At 55.4% G+C, this 21687-nt stretch carries 18 protein-coding genes and 1 pseudogene; 13 read left to right on the top strand and 6 right to left on the bottom strand.

Going from position 1 to position 21687, the window contains the following annotated elements:
- Positions 1-11: 11 nt before the first annotated feature.
- The 4 genes from mlaC to murA all read left to right on the top strand — a co-directional run bounded on the left by mlaC (position 12) and on the right by murA (position 2650).
- Positions 12-641: a phospholipid-binding protein MlaC gene (gene mlaC / locus ACUTQ5_RS16075; protein WP_445652075.1), complete on the top strand. Its 630-nt coding sequence runs from the start codon at positions 12-14 to the stop codon at positions 639-641.
- Complete coding sequence (gene mlaB / locus ACUTQ5_RS16070; protein ID WP_445652074.1) at positions 641-940, top strand: lipid asymmetry maintenance protein MlaB; 300 nt, start codon at positions 641-643, stop codon at positions 938-940. Before mlaC ends, mlaB begins: the two co-directional genes overlap by 1 nt.
- A 140-nt stretch (positions 941-1080) precedes the next feature.
- On the top strand, positions 1081-1335 hold the full coding sequence (gene ibaG / locus ACUTQ5_RS16065) for a BolA family iron metabolism protein IbaG (protein WP_012147051.1): 255 nt from the start codon (positions 1081-1083) through the stop codon (positions 1333-1335).
- 55 nt (positions 1336-1390) lie between these two features.
- A complete protein-coding gene (gene murA / locus ACUTQ5_RS16060; RefSeq protein ID WP_012147050.1) occupies positions 1391-2650 on the top strand; it encodes a UDP-N-acetylglucosamine 1-carboxyvinyltransferase in 1260 nt (419 codons plus the stop codon).
- Positions 2651-2718: 68 nt separating this feature from the next.
- On the opposite strand, the gene degS is transcribed toward murA, so the two are convergent.
- The 3 genes from degS to zapG all read right to left on the bottom strand — a co-directional run bounded on the left by degS (position 2719) and on the right by zapG (position 5842).
- Complete coding sequence (gene degS / locus ACUTQ5_RS16055) at positions 2719-3777, bottom strand: outer membrane-stress sensor serine endopeptidase DegS (protein WP_445652073.1); 1059 nt, start codon at positions 3775-3777, stop codon at positions 2719-2721.
- 96 nt (positions 3778-3873) lie between these two features.
- Positions 3874-5244, bottom strand: a complete 1371-nt coding sequence (gene degQ, locus ACUTQ5_RS16050) for a serine endoprotease DegQ (RefSeq protein ID WP_445652072.1) — start codon at positions 5242-5244, stop codon at positions 3874-3876.
- 196 nt (positions 5245-5440) lie between these two features.
- On the bottom strand, positions 5441-5842 hold the full coding sequence (zapG, locus tag ACUTQ5_RS16045) for a Z-ring associated protein ZapG (protein ID WP_012147047.1): 402 nt from the start codon (positions 5840-5842) through the stop codon (positions 5441-5443).
- A gap of 231 nt (positions 5843-6073) precedes the next feature.
- On the opposite strand from zapG, the gene zapE reads away from it, so the two are divergent.
- The 5 genes from zapE (at position 6074) to sspB (ending at position 9797) form a co-directional block, all read left to right on the top strand.
- Complete coding sequence (gene zapE, locus ACUTQ5_RS16040; RefSeq protein ID WP_445652071.1) at positions 6074-7204, top strand: cell division protein ZapE; 1131 nt, start codon at positions 6074-6076, stop codon at positions 7202-7204.
- 275 nt (positions 7205-7479) lie between these two features.
- Positions 7480-7908, top strand: a complete 429-nt coding sequence (gene rplM, locus ACUTQ5_RS16035; RefSeq protein WP_012147045.1) for a 50S ribosomal protein L13 — start codon at positions 7480-7482, stop codon at positions 7906-7908.
- Between the two features lie 15 nt (positions 7909-7923).
- The gene (gene rpsI, locus ACUTQ5_RS16030; protein ID WP_012147044.1) at positions 7924-8316 is read left to right on the top strand and encodes a 30S ribosomal protein S9; all 393 of its coding nucleotides are present in this window, start codon (positions 7924-7926) and stop codon (positions 8314-8316) included.
- A 336-nt stretch (positions 8317-8652) separates the two neighbouring features.
- The gene (gene sspA / locus ACUTQ5_RS16025; RefSeq protein WP_445652070.1) at positions 8653-9294 is read left to right on the top strand and encodes a stringent starvation protein SspA; all 642 of its coding nucleotides are present in this window, start codon (positions 8653-8655) and stop codon (positions 9292-9294) included.
- A 5-nt stretch (positions 9295-9299) separates the two neighbouring features.
- Positions 9300-9797: a ClpXP protease specificity-enhancing factor gene (gene sspB, locus ACUTQ5_RS16020; RefSeq protein WP_445652069.1), complete on the top strand. Its 498-nt coding sequence runs from the start codon at positions 9300-9302 to the stop codon at positions 9795-9797.
- Between the two features lie 67 nt (positions 9798-9864).
- Here sspB and ACUTQ5_RS16015 read toward each other — a convergent pair whose 3' ends face one another.
- The 3 genes from ACUTQ5_RS16015 to gltB form a co-directional block, all read right to left on the bottom strand.
- Complete coding sequence (locus ACUTQ5_RS16015) at positions 9865-10344, bottom strand: hypothetical protein (RefSeq protein ID WP_445652068.1); 480 nt, start codon at positions 10342-10344, stop codon at positions 9865-9867.
- A gap of 182 nt (positions 10345-10526) precedes the next feature.
- Entirely contained in the window at positions 10527-11945 is a 1419-nt protein-coding gene (locus ACUTQ5_RS16010; RefSeq protein WP_445652067.1) for a glutamate synthase small subunit, read from the bottom strand.
- A 10-nt stretch (positions 11946-11955) separates the two neighbouring features.
- Positions 11956-16416, bottom strand: coding sequence for a glutamate synthase large subunit (gltB, locus tag ACUTQ5_RS16005; RefSeq protein WP_445652066.1), 4461 nt, complete (start codon positions 16414-16416; stop codon positions 11956-11958).
- 695 nt (positions 16417-17111) lie between these two features.
- On the opposite strand from gltB, the pseudogene ACUTQ5_RS16000 reads away from it, so the two are divergent.
- The 4 genes and pseudogenes from ACUTQ5_RS16000 to mtgA all read left to right on the top strand — a co-directional run bounded on the left by ACUTQ5_RS16000 (position 17112) and on the right by mtgA (position 21661).
- Positions 17112-17604: pseudogene (locus tag ACUTQ5_RS16000) on the top strand (hypothetical protein).
- Between the two features lie 92 nt (positions 17605-17696).
- Complete coding sequence (arcB, locus tag ACUTQ5_RS15995) at positions 17697-20042, top strand: aerobic respiration two-component sensor histidine kinase ArcB (RefSeq protein WP_445652065.1); 2346 nt, start codon at positions 17697-17699, stop codon at positions 20040-20042.
- A gap of 237 nt (positions 20043-20279) precedes the next feature.
- Positions 20280-20933, top strand: coding sequence for an isoprenoid biosynthesis glyoxalase ElbB (gene elbB, locus ACUTQ5_RS15990; RefSeq protein ID WP_445652151.1), 654 nt, complete (start codon positions 20280-20282; stop codon positions 20931-20933).
- Complete coding sequence (mtgA, locus tag ACUTQ5_RS15985; protein WP_445652064.1) at positions 20930-21661, top strand: monofunctional biosynthetic peptidoglycan transglycosylase; 732 nt, start codon at positions 20930-20932, stop codon at positions 21659-21661. Before elbB ends, mtgA begins: the two co-directional genes overlap by 4 nt.
- Positions 21662-21687 lie beyond the last annotated feature (26 nt).

The following is a 21687-nucleotide window of genomic DNA, read 5'->3' as shown; positions in this document are numbered from 1 at the left end:
AGGAAGCCTGCATGTTTAAACGTTTACTTATGGTCGCCCTGCTGGTGGTTGCGCCGCTGGCGAATGCGGTCGATCAAACCAATCCTTACAGCCTGATGCAGGACGCGGCTCAAAAGACCTTTAACCGTCTGAAAACCGAGCAGCCGAAAATCAAGCAGGATCCCAACTACCTGCGTTCCGTGGTGCATCAGGAGTTGATGCCTTTTGTACAGGTTAAATACGCCGGTGCGCTGGTGCTGGGCCGTTATTACAAAGAAGCGACTCCGGCGCAGCGTGAAGCTTACTTCACCGCATTCCAGGCCTACCTGGAACAGGCCTACGGCCAGGCGTTGGCGATGTACCACGGCCAGACTTACCAGATCGAACCTGAAAAGCCGCTGGATAATGCCGATATCGTTGCCATCCGCGTGGCCATCATTGACCAAGGCGGTCGTCCGCCGGTGCGTCTGGACTTCCAGTGGCGCAAAAACAGCAAGACCGGTTACTGGCAGGCGTATGACATGATCGCCGAAGGCGTCAGCATGATCACCACCAAGCAAAACGAGTGGGCATCTACTCTGCGTACCCAAGGGATTGACGGCCTGACCAAACAACTGCAGGTGGCGGCGCAGCGTCCAATCACGCTGGATCAGAAAAACTGATGACCGCGCTCAGCTTTGAATCGCAGCAGCAGACTCTGATCCTGCGCGGTGAACTGGATCGGGAAACTCTGTTGTCGCTGTGGGAACAGCGGGAAACGTTGCTGGCGGATAAAACTGTCATCGACGTTACGCAATTGCAGCGTGTGGACTCTTCCGGGCTGGCATTGCTGGTACATCTGCGTGAACAGCAGCATCAGCGCGGCGTGGAATTAAAAATTTCTGGTGCCAGCGATCGCCTGAAAACCTTGATCACGCTGTACAACCTGCAAGCAATAATGCCTGTTGATACCGCTGGTTAGCCCGACTTTCGACTGGCTAAAGACGGTTTCTCCTCAGAAAGCCCCTGTTACACAGGGGCTTTTTCTTTAGTTTAAGAAAACGTCTGATTCCACTAAGATGTCAGGCTGATTATGATCCTTTTGATGCAGAACTGGATACTATGGAAAATAACGAGATTAAAGATGTGCTGATGCGAGCATTGGCACTGGATGAAGCACATGTTACCGGTGACGGTAGCCATTTTCAGGTGATCGTGGTCGGCGAGCTGTTTGCCGCCATGAGCCGCGTCAAGAAACAACAGACGGTGTATGCACCGCTGATGGAATACATTGCGGACAACCGGATCCATGCCTTGTCGATCAAGGCGTACACCCCAGAAGAGTGGCAGAGAGACCGCAAACTCAACGGATTTTAAGGCTGTTTGCCCAGCGTGGCGGGCAGCATCAGTTCAGATAATAGAGAGTAGTCAAATGGATAAATTTCGTGTGCAGGGCCGGACCCGCCTAAGCGGTGAAGTTGCTATTTCCGGGGCCAAAAATGCTGCCCTGCCGATCCTGTTCGCCGCATTATTAGCGGAAGAGCCGGTCGAGCTGCAGAATGTCCCGAAGCTGAAGGACATCGATACCACCATTAAGCTACTCAACCAGTTAGGCACCAAAATTGAGCGTAACGGTTCCGTCTTCGTTGATGCAAGCGGCGTGAACGAATTCTGCGCGCCGTATGATCTGGTGAAGACCATGCGTGCTTCTATCTGGGCTTTGGGGCCGTTGGTCGCTCGTTTTGGTCGTGGTCAGGTTTCCCTGCCGGGGGGGTGTGCGATCGGCGCTCGTCCGGTTGATCTGCATATTACGGGTCTGGAACAGCTGGGGGCAGAGATCAAACTGGAAGAAGGTTACGTAAAAGCTTCCGTTGACGGCCGCCTGAAGGGTGCACACATCGTGATGGACAAGGTGAGCGTTGGTGCCACCGTTACCATCATGAGCGCCGCCACCCTGGCGACCGGTACTACCGTGATTGAGAACGCCGCACGTGAGCCGGAAATTGTCGATACCGCCAACTTCCTTAACACGCTGGGTGCGAAAATTACCGGAGCCGGCAGTGACCGCATCACCATCGAGGGGGTTGAGCGCCTGGGAGGCGGTGTTTATCGCGTTTTGCCTGACCGTATCGAAACCGGTACCTTCCTGATCGCTGCCGCGGTTTCCGGTGGTAAAGTGATGTGCCGTGATACCCGTCCAGATACGCTGGATGCCGTACTGGCCAAACTGCGTGAAGCCGGTGCGGATATCGAAGTAGGCGAAGACTGGATCAGTCTGGACATGCATGGCAAACGTCCGAAAGCAGTGACCATTCGCACCGCGCCACACCCGGGATTCCCGACCGATATGCAGGCCCAGTTCAGCTTGCTGAATCTGGTTGCGGAAGGCACCGGTGTGATCACCGAGACCATCTTTGAAAACCGCTTTATGCACGTGCCAGAATTGATCCGTATGGGCGCACACGCCGAGATCGAGAGCAATACCGTGATTTGTCACGGCGTTGAGCAGTTGTCCGGTGCTCAGGTGATGGCGACCGATTTACGCGCTTCAGCCAGCCTGGTGATTGCCGGTTGCATCGCCGATGGCGTGACCGTTGTCGATCGTATCTATCATATTGACCGTGGGTATGAGCGCATCGAAGACAAGCTGCGTGCGCTGGGTGCGAATATCGAGCGTGTGAAAGGCGAATAATCTGTTGGATGCCGGGGGAGCCCCCGGCGCAATGCAGTATTGGAGGGCTCGGCGTTGCCGGGCCCTTTTTAATTACTGTCTTCCGGGAATTCACCCACGGTCATCTTCAAGGTTGTGCGTTTGCCTTCGCGCAACACAATCACCGGAATCTCAGTACCTGGGCGGATCTCCGCCACCTGGTCCATGGTTTCCAGCACCGATACTGCCGGTTTATTGTCGACATTGATGATCACGTCGTTGATATGGAAGCCGGCGTTGCCTGCCGGCCCATTCGGCGTAATTTCGGTCACTATAATGCCCTGCAGGCGATCGATGCCGGAGTTGGATGAGCGCAGGGGAATAATCTCTTTGCCCTGAATACCGAAATAACCGCGGATGACGCGGCCATCACGGATCAGTTTATCCATAATTTTGGTGGCCAGTTCGATGGGAATGGCGAAGCCCAAGCCTTCCGGCGTTTCACCGTCGGTGATTTTATCGTAGGTCAGGGTATTGATACCGATTAATTCGCCCAGGGAGTTGACCAAAGCACCGCCGGAGTTGCCGCGGTTAATCGAGGCATCAGTCTGCAGGAAGGTCTGACGCCCGGTGGTGCTCATACTGATACGGCCGGTGGCGCTGAGGATCCCCTGAGTCACGGTCTGGCCGAGGTTGTAAGGGTTGCCAATCGCCAGCACGACGTCACCCACATGCGCGGTGCGTGCGGTATTAATTGGGATCACCGGCAGGTTGCCCTGATCTATTTTCAGCACCGCCAGATCGGTCAGGCTGTCAGAGCCCACCAGCAGTGCCTCATAGCGGCGGCCGTCCTGGACGACCACGGTAATTTGTTGCGCATTCTTGATCACGTGTCGATTGGTCAGGATATAGCCACGTTCATTCATGATCACGCCTGACCCCAGCAACAGCACGTTGGCGGTGCCGTTCATGTTGCGGTTGTAGATATTGACTACTGCAGGCGCGGCACGTCGTACCGCCTTGTTGTAACTGACGGGCGTTTCATCAAGGGTACTATCATGTTTTTCTGCGAACAAGGCATTGGAAGAACGTAGCACGGGTAAAGCAACCAGCAGCAGGCCGGCAACGATTAGACCAATAACGACGGAACGCAAGAGCTTAGCAAACATGGAGTTTTAGTACGTGAGATGAAAGATACACGGAGGATAACATGAGAATACCGAGCGCAGTATGTCACTGCGCCCGGTTTTTAAACAAATATACGATCAGCGCAACAGCAGATAAATGGTTTCGCCGCCGCGCACGATGTTCAGCGCCATGACCGGTGGTTTGGCTTCAAGCACCTTGCGCAACGCCGTGATGTTCTCAATTCGCTGGCGGTTGACGCCAATGATAACATCGTCTTTCTGCATCCCGATTTGTGCCGCCGCAGAGCCTTGATCCACTTTATCGATCTTCACGCCTTTTTCACCGCTTGGGATCGCCCCGTTGCTGAGTGAAACCCCCTGCAGAGCTGGGGAAAGCGTTTCGGCATTGGTTGAGGCGCTTTCGCTGTTATCCAGCGTAACGGAAACTTCCTGCGGTTTGCCGTCGCGCAGCAGACCGACCTTGATGGTTTTGCCCGGCGCAGTGGTGCCGACCTTGGCGCGCAGCTCGGCGAAACTGCTGACAGGCTTGCCGTCCACCGAAACCAGGATATCGCCGGCCTTGATGCCCGCCTTGGCAGCAGCGGATTTCGGCAGCACTTCACCGACGAATGCCCCGCGTTGCGCGTCAGTATTAAAGGCTTTGGCCATATCAGCCGTCATTTCACTGCCTTTAATGCCCAGTAGCCCGCGTTTCACTTCGCCAAACTCGATCAACTGCTGGCTGAGGTTCTGCGCCATGTTGCTCGGAATGGCAAAACCGATACCGACGTTGCCGCCGCTTGGCGCCAAAATGGCGGTGTTGATACCGATCAGCTCACCGTTAAGGTTGACCAGTGCGCCACCGGAGTTACCGCGGTTGATGGACGCATCGGTCTGAATAAAGTTTTCCAACCCTTCCAGGTTCAGGCCGCTGCGGCCCAACGCGGAAATAATGCCGGAAGTAGCGGTTTGGCCCAGGCCAAACGGGTTGCCGACGGCCACGGCGAAATCGCCGACCCGCAGTTTATCGGAGTCCGCCATTTTTATAGCAGTCAGGTTTTTCACGTCATTGAGCTGCAGCAGGGCGATATCGGACTGTTCGTCACGGCCTACCAGCTTGGCGTCCACTTCACGGCCATCGTTCAACTGTACGCTGATTTTATCGGCGTTGTTAATCACATGGTTGTTGGTCAGCACATAGCCCTTGGCGGCGTCGATGATGACGCCGGAACCTAAGCCTTCAAACGGGCGTGAGCTTTGCTGTTGCCCAGGGCCGCCAGGGCCAAAGAAGCGTCTGAACTCCTCCGGAACTTGCTGGCGCTGTACCCGGGTGCCTTCCACATGCACGCTGACCACTGCGGGCAAGACCTTCTCCAGCATCGGTGCCAGGCTTGGCAGCGGCTGCCCTTGAACGGCGACGGGCATCGCGGCGGTGGCAGCCGGTACGGAGGCCAGTGTGAGGCCAATACTCATTGCCAATGCACTAAGAATTAACGACTTTTTATTCATTGATTATAACTCTCTCAATACCTGCCGGTGAAAGGGTGATGATAATGCAGCAGCAATACCATAGTGAAGGGTAAGACCGTGAATTTGCGTGAAAAGTTCACTCAGGCGCCAGTTTTTAAGGAGAGCTCGGCATGGGGAAGAAAAAGCATGGGGGAGCAAAAGCCCGTGGAACTGGCCCACGGGCGAAGAACGGCGTTTAGTCGCGGCGTGGACGTTCGCCACGTAGCAGGCCTGATGCGCCTTCAGAATAGTCGCGCGGCATTTCAACCGGCGTCTGATCGTTATCCGCTTCGGCTTCGGTCAGGCGATAGCGGAACGGGTTTTCCTGCATTGGCAGGTCCGGCAGCAGGTTGTTGGAGCTTTTCGCCATGTGTTGATACAGCTGGCGATAGTCGCGTGCCATATTGTCCAGCAGCTCGGCGCTGCGGGCAAAGTGGCCGACCAGCTCCTGACGATACTCTTCCAGATCGGTTTTGCTCTTGTCCAACTCGTTTTGCAAAACTTGTTGTTGACGTAATTTGCGGTTACCAAAACGCATCGCTACCGCACCAATGACGATACCGACCACCAAACCAATCAGCGCATACTCCCAGGTCATGATGACTCCTATTTTGACTTCGTTGTTCCGCAGGGATTTTTCACTTAATAATATCCACTATAACCGTTAACCTTGTCCGAGTGGAATCCTGATGAAGCATGACCTGATTTCTTCAGGGTTTTCAGCGCCGTCCTGAGCGGGTATTTGTAGCGATAAGGGCGCGAAGCCACCCAAAGTTGCCGCGAAAATGGGCTAAATAATTTCTAAGCGTTGTGAAGGAACATCGAGCAGATGCAGGCACAATCACCGTTATCATGCTACCAGCGGCTGCTTGCTGCGGGAGAATACCAGGCCGATGAAGTCCAAATGGGGGCCGTGACTCAACTGGATCATATCTACCAGGCATTATTGCAGCAGACGCCCGCTGTCGGTGCGCCGGCCACGGGCCTGCGCGGCAAACTGAATCGTTGGCTGGGCAAGAGCAGTGAAACGACTCGGCAGCGTCCGGTCCAGGGCTTATATATGTGGGGCGGCGTTGGGCGCGGCAAGACCTGGCTGATGGACATGTTCTTCCATAGCCTGCCGGGGGATCGCAAGCTGCGGCTGCATTTCCACCGTTTTATGCTGCGGGTGCACGAAGAGCTGACCGAACTGCAGGGACAGGAAAATCCACTTGAAATCATTGCTGATGGTTTCAAGGCGCAGACCGACGTACTGTGTTTCGACGAGTTTTTTGTTTCTGATATTACCGACGCGATGCTGTTGGCTACGCTGTTGCAGGCGCTGTTTGCCCGAGGTATTACGCTGGTGGCGACCTCCAATATTCCGCCGAACGATTTGTACCGTAACGGCCTGCAGCGGGCGCGCTTCCTGCCGGCGATCGATCTGATTAACGAATTCTGTGACGTGATGAATGTCGACGCTGGTATTGATTATCGCCTGCGCACTTTGACCCAGGCGCATTTGTATCTGACGCCGCTTGATGAGCAGACCCGGCTGACCATGGACCGGATGTTTGTGAAGCTGGCCGGCAAGCAAGGAGAGGCGGCACCGGTATTGCAGATTAATCATCGGCCGTTGCAGGCGATCAACGCGGTAGACGGCGTGCTGGCAGTCGATTTTCACACGTTGTGCGAAGAGGCGCGTAGCCAGTTGGACTATATTGCCCTGTCGCGCCTGTACCACAGCGTGATCCTGTATAATGTGCAGGTGATGGGGCCGCTGAAGGAAAATACTGCGCGTCGTTTCCTGGCATTGGTCGATGAATTTTACGAACGTCACGTCAAACTGGTGATCGCTGCCGAAGTGTCGATGTTCGATATCTACCAGGGCGAGCGGCTGAAGTTCGAGTACCAGCGCTGCCTGTCGCGGCTGCAGGAAATGCAGAGCGAAGAGTATCTGAAGTTGCCGCATCTGCCGTGACGTCCAGGGGACCCAGACCGCTGGCGTCCCCGCTTTTCCGCCATTGGCGTTTAATTGCGTTTCTATTCAAAAAGCGTTCGATCTTTGTGAGCGACTTCTCTATAATCTTGCGACCCCACGTTACAACAAAGTTTTTTTCCCAAAAACTTTTTAGTGCCGGCAATGGCTATTCGAAGGGGTAGGTTTGCTGGACTTGTATGGTCGTGTGAGCCTCAACTGTTTTCGAGCGTTTGGGTGTTCACCAACGTGTAACTAATTATTGGGTAAGCTTTCTAATGAAAACTTTTACAGCTAAACCAGAGAGCGTAAAACGCGACTGGTACGTTGTTGATGCAGATGGTAAAACTTTAGGCCGTCTCGCTACTGAACTGGCTCGTCGTCTGCGCGGCAAGCATAAAGCGGAATACACCCCGCACGTTGATACCGGTGACTACATCATCGTTCTGAACGCAGAAAAAGTTGCTGTAACCGGCAACAAGCGTACAGACAAAGTGTATTACCGTCACACCGGCTACGTCGGTGGTATCAAGCAAGCGACCTTTGAAGAGATGATTGCCCGCAACCCAGAGCGTGTGATTGAAATCGCGGTTAAAGGCATGCTGCCAAAGGGTCCGTTGGGTCGTGCAATGTTCCGTAAACTGAAAGTTTACGCGGGCACCGAGCACACTCACGCGGCACAGCAACCGCAAGTTCTTGACATCTAATCGGGATTATAGGCAATGGCTGAAAATCAATACTACGGCACTGGTCGCCGCAAAAGCTCCGCCGCTCGCGTTTTCATCAAGCCGGGCAGTGGTAACATCGTAATTAACCAGCGTAGTCTGGAACAGTACTTCGGTCGCGAAACTGCCCGCATGGTAGTTCGTCAACCGTTGGAACTGACCGACATGGTTGGTAAGTTTGACCTGTACATCACCGTTAAAGGTGGTGGTATCTCTGGTCAGGCTGGCGCTATCCGTCACGGTATCACCCGTGCACTGATGGAGTACGACGAGACTCTGCGCGGTGAATTGCGTAAAGCTGGCTTCGTTACTCGTGACGCCCGTCAGGTTGAACGTAAGAAAGTCGGCCTGCGTAAAGCACGTCGTCGTCCGCAGTTCTCCAAGCGTTAATTTTTTACTGCCTCGGCAGTGGAATTTACGCCAAAAACCCGGTGCTTCACCGGGTTTTTTTATGCCTGAAAATCAACTTGTCGCTACTAAAATCTTTGGTATATCAGACAATTCAATACGAAATCACCGCACAGCCCCCACAAAACAAGCAAAATCTGGTAAACTATCATCCACTTTTGCGCCTGTTCGCCATGCAGCAGTTATCAGTCTACCTCCGAGGCCGTTTTTATGACCTAAGGTTTCGCTGCAAGTTGCTGGCCTGCGGTCAAGATCATTCAGGATAGCAGCCTGTCAGTTGGCTATTCGCAGTATTTTCTAGATAACTTGGAGGTTTTCATGGCTGTCGCTGCCAACAAACGTTCGGTAATGACGCTGTTCTCTGGCCCGACCGACATTTTTAGCCATCAAGTACGTATCGTACTGGCGGAGAAAGGTGTCAGCGTTGAGATTGAGCAGGTTGAGTTGGATAACCTGCCGCAGGATCTGATTGACCTCAACCCGTACCAGACGGTGCCTACCCTGGTCGATCGCGAACTGACCCTGTATGAATCCCGTATCATCATGGAATACCTCGATGAGCGTTTCCCGCACCCACCATTGATGCCGGTCTACCCGGTTGCTCGTGGTGAGAGCCGCCTGATGATGTTGCGCATCGAGAAAAACTGGTATTCGCTGATGTACAAAATCGAGCAGAGCAACGGCCAGGACGCTGAATCAGCTCGCCGTCAACTGCGCGAAGAGCTGCTGGCGATTGCCCCTATCTTTGGTCAGACCCCGTACTTCATGAGCGAAGAGTTCAGTCTGGTGGATTGCTACCTGGCGCCGCTACTGTGGCGTTTGCCGCAGTTGGGCATTGAACTGAGCGGCGCCGGTTCCAAAGAGCTGAAAGGCTATATGACTCGCGTGTTTGAGCGTGACGCCTTCCTGGCCTCCCTGACCGAAGCCGAGCGCGAAATGCGCCTGCAGACTCGGGGCTAAGCGTTATGGATATGTCTCAGATGACTCCGCGCCGTCCGTATCTGCTGCGAGCTTTCTATGACTGGCTGTTGGAGAATCAGTTGACTCCGCACCTGGTGGTGGATGTGACGCGTCCTGACGTGCAAGTGCCGATGGAATTCGCCCGTGATGGTCAGATCGTTCTGAACATCGCACCGCGTGCGGTAGGCAACCTGGAATTAGGCAACGATGACGTGCATTTCAACGCACGTTTCGGTGGTGTGCCACGTGAAGTCTGGGTGCCAATGGCCGCGGTGCTGGCGATTTATGCCCGTGAAAATGGCGCAGGTACCATGTTCGAACCGGAGGCCGCTTATGAAGTGGAAGGCACGTTTGAGGGTTTGGACAATGAGACGATCCCTTCGGAAAGCCTGATGTCGGTGATTGATGGCGATCTCCCCGATCTGGATGAAGGTAATGATCCAGACGACGAGCCGCCACCGCCACCACGTGGTGGCCGCCCGGCACTGCGCGTGGTGAAATAATCCTGCAGCAGTAAACAGTAAAGGTCGCTTCGGCGGCCTTTTTTATGGCTTGCGATCCGGCAAATCCTCAGCTTTTCAGTGATGCAATACAGGCATCACGTGGGGCGCTGAGGTCACCGATACGCACGGTGGTGAGTGCGTGGGTCGCGCGCTGTTTAAACGAGGTAATGGCTGTGTCGCCTTGCACTTCAGGGGGCGCGGTACAGATGTCGTTGATGGGCAGGTTATTGCCCTTGTCGAGGGCATGCAGCACCGCGGCTGGGTTGTAGGCCAATGCAAAGGACAGGGCGGATTTGATGCCGGTGGTGAAGGCCGCGTTGCCGCCATTGGCCAGTTTGGGGGCCAGCGCGATCCAGCTGTCGTCACCCAGTTTGATGCTGTTTTCTATCGCCGCAAGCTGGCTTGCCTTGGCCAGTTGAGCGACTACCGGTGCCGCACCGCGTGCTTCAATATTGTAACCCACTTCTTGAGGATCCAGCGACGAAGCCAGTGAGTTGAAACTGACAACCAGCAGTGCGCCGGTTAATAAGGGAATAGGCAATTTCATGGTGAACTATCCTTATCAAGATATCAGGCACGACCGCGCCTCTGAGTGATGCTGACTGAATACTATAGCGCTTCAGGCGTTGCGCTGTGAGGGAGGTTGTTACAAAGCGTGTGGATGCGGTGGAAAAAACTAAGGGCCCGGCAGATCACCTGCGGGCCCTTTGGGGAAACGCTGACGGAAGATTAGACTTCCAGGTAGCTCATGATGCCATCGGCAGCTTTACGACCTTCGGCAATCGCCGTCACCACCAGATCCGACCCACGCACCGCATCGCCACCGGCGAAGATTTTCGGGTTGCTGGTCTGGAAGGCATTATCGGTGCTTTCCGGCGCCACAATGCGGCCCTGCTTGTCGAGCTCAACGTCGTGCGCGGCCAACCAGTCCATCTGGTGCGGACGGAAACCAAAGGCCATGACCACCGCATCGGCATCAATGATGTGCTCGGAACCTGGCACCTGCTCAGCAATCTGGCGGCCGTTGGCATCCGGTGCACCCAACTGGGTACGAACCATTTTCACTCCGGCCACGCGACCAGCGCTGTTGAGTTCGATGCTCAGCGGCTGCAGGTTGAATTTGAAATCAACCCCTTCCTCACGCGCGTTTTTCACTTCGCGTTTGGAGCCTGGCATGTTGGCTTCATCGCGGCGGTAGGCGCAGATAACGTCGGTAGCCCCCTGACGGATAGAGGTACGCACGCAGTCCATCGCGGTGTCACCACCGCCCAGAACTACCACGCGTTTGCCTTCCATGCTGACATAAGGCTCGTGCTGCTCAGCCTGATAGCCCATCAACTGCTTGGTGTTGGCGATCAGGAACGGCAGTGCATCATAAACGCCCGGCGCATCCTCGTTCTCCAGGCTACCGCGCATTGACTGATAGGTACCGACGCCGAGGAACACCGCGTCAAACTCGCTCAGCAGCGTCTCCATGGTGATGTCTTTGCCCACTTCGGTATTGAGTTGGAACTCAATGCCCATCTCGCTGAAGATGCCACGGCGTTTCACCATCACTTCTTTTTCCAGCTTGAAGGCCGGGATCCCGAAGGTCAGCAGGCCGCCGATCTCCGGGTGACGATCGTAGACCACCGCTTTCACACCGTTACGGGTCAGCACATCGGCACAGGCCAGACCGGCTGGGCCGGCACCGATAACCGCAACTCGTTTGCCGGTAGGCAGCACGTGGGACATGTCCGGTTTCCAGCCCATCTCAATCGCTTTATCGCTGATATAGCGCTCGATGTTACCGATGGTCACTGCACCGAACTCGTCGTTCAGGGTACAGGACCCTTCACACAGACGATCCTGCGGGCAAACGCGACCACACACTTCCGGCAGGCTATTGGTCTGGTGCGCCAGATCCGCAGCCTCCATGATGCGGCCTTCATTCGCCAGCTTCAGCCAGTTCGGGATGTAGTTGTGAACCGGACATTTCCATTCGCAATAAGGGTTACCGCAGGACAGACAACGGTCCGCCTGCGCCTTCGCCTGACTTTCCGAAAACGGCTCGTAAATCTCTACAAACTCAATTTTACGGATCTTGAGCGGTTTCTTTGGCGGATCAACGCGCTGCAGGTCGATAAATTGATAAACATTCTGACTCATTAATGACCTCTTACTGCGCCTGAACCCGCAACTCGGCGGCGGTTCGACTACGGTGACCCAGCAATGCTTTGACATCACTGGACTTCGGCTTGACCAGAGCGAACTTCGGCGCCCATTCCGGCCAGTTGGCCAGGATCTCTTCCGCACGCGAAGAACCGGTCGCCTGGACGTGCTCGGTAATCAAGCCGCGCAGGTGCTCTTCATGGATAGCCAGTTGTTCGACATCCAACACTTCGACCAACTCTGGATTCACACGTTTGCGGAACTCGCCGTCTTCATCCAGAACATAGGCGAAGCCGCCGGTCATGCCCGCACCAAAGTTGATACCGGTTTTACCCATTACGCAGACAATGCCGCCGGTCATGTATTCACACCCGTTGTCACCGATACCTTCGACGACGGTGATGGCACCGGAGTTACGCACGGCAAAGCGTTCGCCTGCACGACCGGCGGCGAACAACTTCCCGCCGGTCGCGCCATACAAGCAGGTATTGCCGATGATGCTGGCTTCGTGGCTGCGGAACGCAGAACCAATCGGCGGACGTACCGCGATACGGCCACCAGCCATGCCTTTACCGACGTAGTCGTTGGCGTCGCCGGTCAGGGTCAGTTCAACCCCACCAGCATTCCAGACGCCGAAGCTCTGGCCGGCGGTACCGGAGAAGTGCGCCTTGATTGGGTCGGCGGCCATGCCTTGATCGCCATGCACGGTTGCGATAGCCCCGGACAGGGTAGCGCCCACGGAACGGTCGGTATTGCGGATATCAAAGTAGAAAGCCTTGCTTTGTCTGGCTTCGATATGCGGTTGCGCCTGCGCCAGCAGATCTTTGTTCATCAGCCCCTGGTCGAATGGCGGGTTGCTGCTTTCGGTGCAGTACAGCGCCTTGCCCGGATGCGGCGTGGCGGTTTGCAGCAACGGCGACAGATCCAGCTTGTTTTGCTTGGCAGAAATGCCGGGAAGCGAAGTCAGGAAATCGGTGCGGCCAATCAGATCTACCAGTTGGCTGACTCCCAGTTGCGCCATAATCTCGCGGGTTTCACGCGCGATAAACTGGAAGTAGTTGGTCACACGTTCCGGCAGGCCGTGGTAGTGATCGCGGCGCAGTTTTTCATCCTGAGTCGCTACGCCGGTTGCGCAGTTATTCAGATGACAGATACGCAGATATTTACAGCCCAGCGCCACCATAGGACCGGTGCCGAAACCAAAGCTTTCCGCGCCGAGGATCGCCGCTTTGACAATATCCACGCCGGTTTTCAGGCCGCCGTCTACCTGCAAGCGGATTTTATGGCGCAGGCCGTTAGCCACCAGCGCCTGCTGGGTTTCCACCAGGCCCAGTTCCCACGGACAGCCGGCGTATTTCACCGAAGACAGCGGGCTGGCACCGGTACCGCCATCGTAGCCGGCAATGGTGATCAGGTCGGCATAGGCTTTCGCTACGCCGGTGGCGATGGTACCCACGCCCGGTTCTGACACCAGTTTCACCGAAATCATCGCCTTCGGGTTGACCTGTTTCAGGTCGAAAATCAGCTGCGCCAGATCTTCAATCGAGTAGATGTCGTGGTGCGGCGGTGGCGATATCAGGGTCACGCCCGGTACCGAGTAACGCAGCTTGGCGATATAAGGGGTCACCTTATCGCCCGGCAACTGGCCGCCTTCACCCGGCTTGGCCCCTTGCGCCACTTTAATTTGGATGACATCGGCATTCACTAGGTAGGCTGGTGTCACACCGAAACGGCCGGATGCCACCTGCTTGATGCGTGACACCTTGTTGGTGCCGTAACGAGCCGGATCCTCGCCGCCTTCGCCGGAGTTGGAGAAACCGCCGAGGCTGTTCATGGCGATTGCCAGCGACTCATGCGCTTCCGGGCTCAGAGCACCGATAGACATGGCCGCGGTATCGAAGCGTTTGAACAGCGATTCTGCCGGTTCAACCTGATCGACCGGGATTGGCGTGCCTTTCGGCGTGATGGCCAACAGGTCGCGCAGCATCGCCACCGGGCGTTCATTCACCAGCTTGGCGTACGCCTGATAGTCGCTGTATTTGCCGCTGTGGACTGCGGTTTGCAGTGTGCTCACCACGTCAGGGTTGTACGCATGGTACTCGCCGTCGTGGACGAACTTCAGCAGGCCGCCCTGTTCCAGCGGTTTGCGTTTCAGCCACGCACGCCTGGAAAGGTTTTGCAGATCCTGTTGGATATCACCGAAGCTGGCACCGCCGATACGGCTGACCACGCCCTGGAAGCACAGATCGGACAGATCGCGATGGAGACCGACGGCCTCGAACAGTTTGGCGCAGCGGTAAGAGGCAATCGTCGAGATGCCCATTTTGGACATGATCTTGTACAGGCCTTTGTTGATGCCGTTACGGTAGTTCAGCATCACTTCACGGTATTTCTTGTCGATCGCCTGGGTATCTACCAGTTTGGCCAGGGTTTCGTAGGCCAGGTACGGGTAGACCGCCGTTGCACCGAAGCCCAGCAACACGGCGAAATGGTGCGGATCGCGGGCACTGGCGGTTTCGACAATGATGTTGGCGTCACAACGCAGGCTTTTCTCTACCAGACGGGTCTGGATCGCCCCTACGGCCATAGGCGCAGGTACCGGCAGACGACTGGTGGAGATCGCGCGGTCCGACAACACCAGCAGTACGGCACCGTCGCGGACTTTGCGTTCTGCTTCGTCGCACAGGGCACGGATAGTCTGCTCCAAATCCTGCTCCGCCGGATCAAAGGTCAGATCGAGCGTATCGGCGCGATAGTATTCGCCTTCCAGCGTGGTGAGCTGTTTGAAGTCGGAGTACAGCAGGATCGGCGATTTGAAGCTTAAACGGTGCGCCTGACCTTCGGCCTCGCAGAACACGTTCATTTCGCGGCCGATGCTGGTCGCCAGCGACATCACATGTGCTTCACGCAGCGGGTCGATCGGTGGGTTGGTCACCTGGGCAAACTGCTGACGGAAATAGTCATAAATAATGCGCGGACGGCTGGAGAGCACGGCAAACGGGGTATCGTCACCCATTGAACCCGTGGCTTCCTGGCCGATCTCACCCAGCACGCGGATCACTTGATCCAGTTCTTCGCTGCTGTAGCCAAACTGCTTTTGGTAAGTTTCAAGCTGCGAGTCGTCCAGCTCACGGCTGCCCACCTGATCGGCCGGCAGATCTTCGAACGGCACCAGACGCTTGACGTTTTTTTCCATCCACTCTTTATACGGATGGCGGCTTTTCAGATCGTTATCGGTTTCGGCGGAGTGCAGGATCCTGCCGCTGCGGGTGTCGATCACCATCAGTTCGCCAGGGCCTACGCGGCCTTTCTCAACCACTTCATCGGGCTGGTAGTCCCAGATACCGACTTCCGAGGCGCAGGTAATCAGTTTGTCTTTGGTGATGACGTAGCGCGCCGGACGCAGGCCGTTACGGTCAAGGTTACAGGCAGCGTAGCGGCCGTCGGACATCACGATGCCGGCAGGGCCGTCCCACGGCTCCATGTGCATCGAGTTGAAGTCGAAAAAGGCGCGCAGGTCAGTGTCCATATCCGGGTTGTTCTGCCAGGCCGGCGGCACCAGCAGGCGCATGGCACGGATCAGATCCATCCCGCCCGCCAACAACAGTTCCAGCATGTTATCCAGCGAGCTGGAGTCGGAACCGGTTTCGTTAACAAACGGCGCAGCAGTCTGCAAGTCCGGAATCAGCGGCGTCTGGAATTTATAAGTACGGGCACGCGCCCACTGACGGTTGCCGGTGATGGTGTTGATCTCACCGTTGTGCGCCAGATAGCGGAACGGCTGTGCCAGCGGCCAGCGTGGCACGGTATTGGTGGAAAAACGCTGGTGGAACAGGCAGATGGCCGACTCCAGGCGCAAGTCCGCCAAATCAAGATAGAAACGCGGCAGATCCGCAGGCATGCACAGGCCTTTATAGATCGTAACCAGATTCGAGAAGCTGCAGACGTAGAAGCTGTCGTCCTGGACGCGCTTCTCGATACGGCGACGCGCGATAAACAGGCGGCGTTCCATATCACGTGGGCGCCAACCTGCCGGGGCGTTAACGAAGATTTGTTCAATGCGTGGCAGAGAAGAGAGGGCGATCTCACCCAATACGTCCGGGTTGGTCGGCACTTCACGCCAGCCAACGACCGACAGCGTTTCATTCTGCAGCTCTTCTTCGACAATGCGGCGGCTGGCACGGGCTTCCTCTTCATTCTGGCTGAGGAACATCATGCCAACGGCGTAGTTTTTGGCTAAACGCCAGCTGCGCTCTTCCGCCACCATGCGGAAAAAGCGGTCGGGCTTTTGCAATAACAGGCCGCAACCGTCGCCAGTCTTGCCGTCAGCAAGGATTGCGCCACGGTGCTGCATACGGGCAAGTGCGTGAATAGCCGTACGCACCACCTTATGGCTAGGTTCGCCTTCTATGTGGGCGATCAGGCCGAAACCACAGTTGTCCCGCTCTTGGGATTTATCGTACAACATAATCAGTGAACCTCCCCAGGCTCTGCGTGACTCTCACAACCGACTCACGAGCGGGCTTCCCAACGTTGGCAGAAGTCCAATCAGCAAGCTTAATAGCGCCGATCTGCTTTTCCGCCCTCCGTTAATGGCCTCTCGTGACGGTTCTCACAAGTGGTAAATGACTTGTTTTAAGAGGGAGTCTTAAATTACTGCATAAATATGACGAGACGTTTGCCCGTCCAGAAAGCTTCCAGCGGAGTTCCAACTTAGCGAGAAAGAATACGCAGGTCAACTATAGGCCTAAGGGGGTTTCTTACGGGATATTTAACGGTTAATTAATTGATATTTAATATTTTATTTAAGTTTTTGGGCTTACTCAGGAGAGCCATAACTCCCGGAGAAATGTGAGCTGTCTCACTATAGTGCAACGCCTGAATCTCTGCACCATGCTAGTGCGGGTGGGAATGTCGGAATTTTATTCTAATAAGTCATTATTTTTCGTTGTTTATAACTATTTTTCATCGCTTTGTCATATTGACGTGAACGGTTGCGTGAGAATAAGAAAAATTCATCTCGGCTGGAGTGATTTTATTTGCATTTATAATGAATAGTTATGCCTGTTGAAGCCTTGCGGGGAAAGCGTTGATCTCTGTCATCGTGGGAAAAGCCGTTTCTTATTAGCATCACGGGCTTTGAGCACAGAGAGCTCCAAGATTATGCAGTTGCCGCAATTAGTCAATATGTTTGGCACCGATCTTCAGCGCCGCTACGGTGAAAAGATCCATAAACTCACGCTGCATGGCGGTTTCAGTTGCCCGAACCGCGATGGCCGGCTTGGGCGCGGTGGCGGTACCTTCTGCAATGTGGCCTCTTTCGCCGATGAACAGATGCAGCAGCAAAGTATTGCCGAGCAGTTGGCGCTATTGTGACCGGCAGTACCCTGTCGCGGGTCTGGCAGGCTGGGCGCTTGCCTGAGTTGGCGCTCGAGGAGTATGCCTGCAGTGCCGGTGAGATAATCCGCCATACGCCGAAAGAGGTGGTGTATCACCGCATCTCCGCCAGTGCCCGTCGGCCGACGCTGTTGGCACCATTATGGTGCGAAAACCGTTGGAACGGCATGCAGGCGGTGGGGGCTATCTGCAACGCCATGGCGGTCAGGGCAGCGCGTTGGAAAAAAAGCAGCAATATCGTCCTTGCGCACTGTTTTGATTTGCAATCTTTCCCACACTTCGGCGTTTGCTTTCTTATCTCACCGGGGTTTTACGGTATGATTTACAAGATTCTGTCTGATGGGAGCGGCTATGAAGCAAATCCGGGTGTTAGCCCAGTATTACGTTGATTTAATGGTAAAATTGGGGCTGGTACGCTTTTCGCTGCTGCTGGCATCGGCGCTGGTGGTGCTGGCGATGGTGGTACAGATGGCGGTCACCATGTTGCTGCGCGGGGAAGTCGAAAGCATCGACGTGGTGCGCTCAATCTTCTTCGGCCTGCTGATTACGCCATGGGCGGTCTACTTTCTGTCGGTGGTGGTCGAACAGCTTGAGGAGTCACGCCAGCGCCTGACGCGGCTGGTGGATAAGCTCGAAGAGATGCGCCACCGCGACCTGGAGCTGAACCAACAGCTTAAGGACAACATCAGCCAACTGAATCAGGAAATTGCCGACCGTATCAAGGCGGAAGAAGAACGTCAGCAGGTGATGGACAAACTGACGGGAGAGATGGAGCAACGTGAACTGGCGCAGATAGAACTGGGCCAGCAGTCGGCGCTGTTGCGCTCCTTCCTCGATGCCTCACCGGATCTGGTTTATTACCGCAACGAAGACAAAGAGTTCTCTGGCTGTAACCGGGCGATGGAACTGCTGACCGGCAAAAGCGAAAAGCAGCTGATCGGTCTGACCCCCTTTGACGTCTACGGTGAGGAAATTGCCGAGAAGGTCATCGAAACCGACGAGAAAGTGTTTCGTCACAACGTCTCACTGACCTACGAACAGTGGCTGGTTTACCCGGATGGTCGCAAGGCCTGTTTTGAGCTTCGCAAGGTGCCGTTTTACGACCGCGTGGGCAAACGCCACGGCCTTATGGGCTTTGGCCGCGATATAACCGAGCGTAAGCGCTATCAGGACGCGTTGGAGAACGCCAGCAGGGACAAGACCACCTTCATCTCAACGATCAGCCACGAGCTTCGTACGCCGCTTAACGGCATCGTCGGCCTGAGTCGCATTCTGCTCGACACCGAGTTAAACGACGAACAGCTGAAATACCTCAAAACCATCCATGTCAGCGCCATCACGCTGGGTAATATCTTCAATGACATTATCGAGATGGACAAACTCGAGCGCCGTAAAGTGCAGCTCGACAATCAACCGGTGGACTTTACCGGCTTCCTGGCCGATTTGGAAAACCTCTCCGGCCTACTGGTGCAGCCGAAAGGGCTGCAGTTTGTGATGGAGCCGCAACAACCGCTGCCGCAACAAATCATCGCCGATGGTACCCGCCTGCGGCAGATCCTGTGGAATCTGATCGGCAACGCGGTGAAGTTTACCCCGCAGGGGCAAATCGTGGTGCGGGTGCGGCGTGAAGAACAGGATCGGCTGGTGTTTGAAGTGGAAGACTCCGGCATGGGCATTCCGCAGGATGAACAGGACAAGATCTTCGCCATGTATTATCAGGTGAAGGATCAGCACGGCGGCCGTCCGGCGACCGGTACCGGCATTGGGCTGGCGGTTTCCAAGCGCCTGGCGCAGAGCATGGGCGGTGATATCACCGTTAGCAGCGTGCAGGGGCAGGGTTCTTGCTTCACCTTATCCATCAAGGCACCGGCGGTGCAGGAAGCAGAAAGTGAAACCGCAGTCGAAGAGGAACTGCCATTGCCGGCGCTGCATATCCTGCTGGTGGAAGATATTGAGCTGAACGTGATTGTGGCGCGTTCGGTGCTGGAGAAGCTGGGCAACAGCGTTGAAGTGGCAATGAACGGCCAGGATGCGCTGGCCATGTTTGATCCGGACGAGTTCGATTTGGTGCTGCTGGACATCCAACTGCCGGATATGACCGGGCTGGATATCGCCCGGATACTGCGTGAACGCTATGCCGGGCAGGTACTGCCACCGCTGGTTGCGCTGACAGCCAACGTGCTGAAAGACAAAAAAGAGTACCTCGACGCGGGAATGGACGATGTGCTGAGTAAGCCGCTGTCGGTACCGGCGCTGACCAGGGTGATTAAACAGTACTGGGATCATGAACCCTCTCACACCACAAAGAAAACGGAGCAAAAGACGATGAAGATTAATGAGTCTTTACTGGATACCACCATGCTGGAACAGTATATGGACCTGGTGGGGCCGCAGTTGATTCATCAGAGCCTGGAGATGTTTGAGCAGATGATGCCGGGTTACCTGGCGGTGCTGGATTCCAACATGACGGCGCGCGACCAGAAAGGCATCACGGAGGAGGGGCATAAAATCAAAGGTGCCGCCGGCTCGGTTGGCCTGCGTCATTTGCAACAGATTGCGCAGCAAATTCAAACCCCTACGCTGCCGGCCTGGTGGGATAACGTGCAGGATTGGGTTGATGAGTTGAATCAGGAATGGCGCAACGATGTGCAGGTACTGCGTGGGTGGGTAGCGGAAGCTGAAGCTGAAAAAAAATGACCCCGACCTAGGCCGGGGTGCGCTAATATTGCGCCAACACCAGGGAAATTGTGAACCTGCGTATTGGTTTTAATGTTCTGGTCGAGCAGGTTGTAGAGAACTCCTAAACATCATACAGCCAACAACATAGCAAATGTAAGCGCTCTTGTTAGAAGATTCATTAAAATGTGTGATGTAGATTAGTGTTTGTCAACTCAGAGCACTTACCAGTTGACAGTAGCGACAGGAGGAAGGGTGATGAAAAACGTTGGCGTAGTGTTAAGCGGTTGTGGGGTTTATGACGGTACGGAGATCCATGAAGCCGTTCTGACGCTGCTGGCGTTGGACCGGGCGGGGGTGCAGGCGGTGTGCTTTGCCCCTGAAAAACCTCAACTTCATGTTATTAATCATTTATCTGGCGATGAAACGCCGGAGAGTCGCAATGTTTTAGTGGAGTCTGCACGCATTGCCAGGGGGAAGGTCCAGCCGCTTTCGCAGGCCGACGCCAGCCAACTCGATGCCTTGATCGTCCCCGGTGGCTTTGGTGCGGCAAAGAACCTCAGCAGTTTCGCCAGCGAAGGGGCGGAATGCTGGATTGATAAGGATTTGGCTAAGTTAACGCAGCAAATGCATAAGGCAAATAAACCAATTGGTTTTATGTGCATTGCACCCGCCTTGCTGCCGAAGTTGCTGGATCAACAAGTGCGGCTGACCATTGGCAACGATCCCGACCTCGGTGAAGTGATTGATGCCATGGGCGGCGAGCCGGTGATTTGCCCGGTAGATGACATCGTAGTGGATATCGAGAACAAAGTGGTGACTACACCGGCCTATATGCTGGCGAAATCTATCGCTGAGGCGGCCAGCGGAATTGATAAACTGGTTTCACGGGTGCTGGATTTGACTGAATGAGAAAATCTGCGGGCAAATCGATTTTTTCCCGGCCCTGGTTTTGGCTGAAACGTGGATTAATTGCGTTGGTTGGCGTATGGCTACTGGGGATCCTTGCCTTTGCTTTTCTGCCAGTGCCTTTTTCTGCTGTGATGGTTGAGCGGCAGATCGGCGCCTGGCTGAGTGGCGATTTTGGCTACGTGGCGCATTCCGATTGGGTGTCGATGGACGATATATCCCCGCAGATGGCGTTGGCGGTGATGGCGGCGGAAGATCAGAAATTCCCGGAGCACTGGGGGTTTGACGTGGCGGCGATCGAAAAGGCGCTTAGCCACAACGAACGTCGGCCCACGCGCATCCGTGGTGCCTCTACGCTGTCCCAGCAAACGGCGAAGAACCTGTTCCTGTGGGATGGCCGCAGCTGGCTGCGTAAAGGGCTGGAGGCCGGGCTGACATCGGGGATTGAACTGGTGTGGACCAAGCGACGGATCCTGACGGTTTATCTGAACATAGTGGAGTTCGGCGACGGTGTATTCGGTGTGGAAGAAGCGTCACGGCGCTTTTTCAATAAACCGGCCAAGCGTCTGACTGCCTCGGAGGCCGCACTGCTGGCGACGGTGTTGCCCAATCCGCATCGCTTCAAGGCCAATGCGCCTTCCGGCTATGTCATACAGCGACAGCAGTGGATCATGCGCCAGATGCGCCAGTTGGGTGGGGAAGGCTTCCTGAAAGAGAATAAGCTCGATTAACCAAGAGATACCCTGCTTTCGGGCAA

The sequence above is a fragment of the Serratia sp. NA_112.1 genome, from assembly GCF_052691715.1.
Note: the sequence above shows the minus strand (reverse complement) of the source record. Positions and strands in the feature narration are given on the sequence as shown.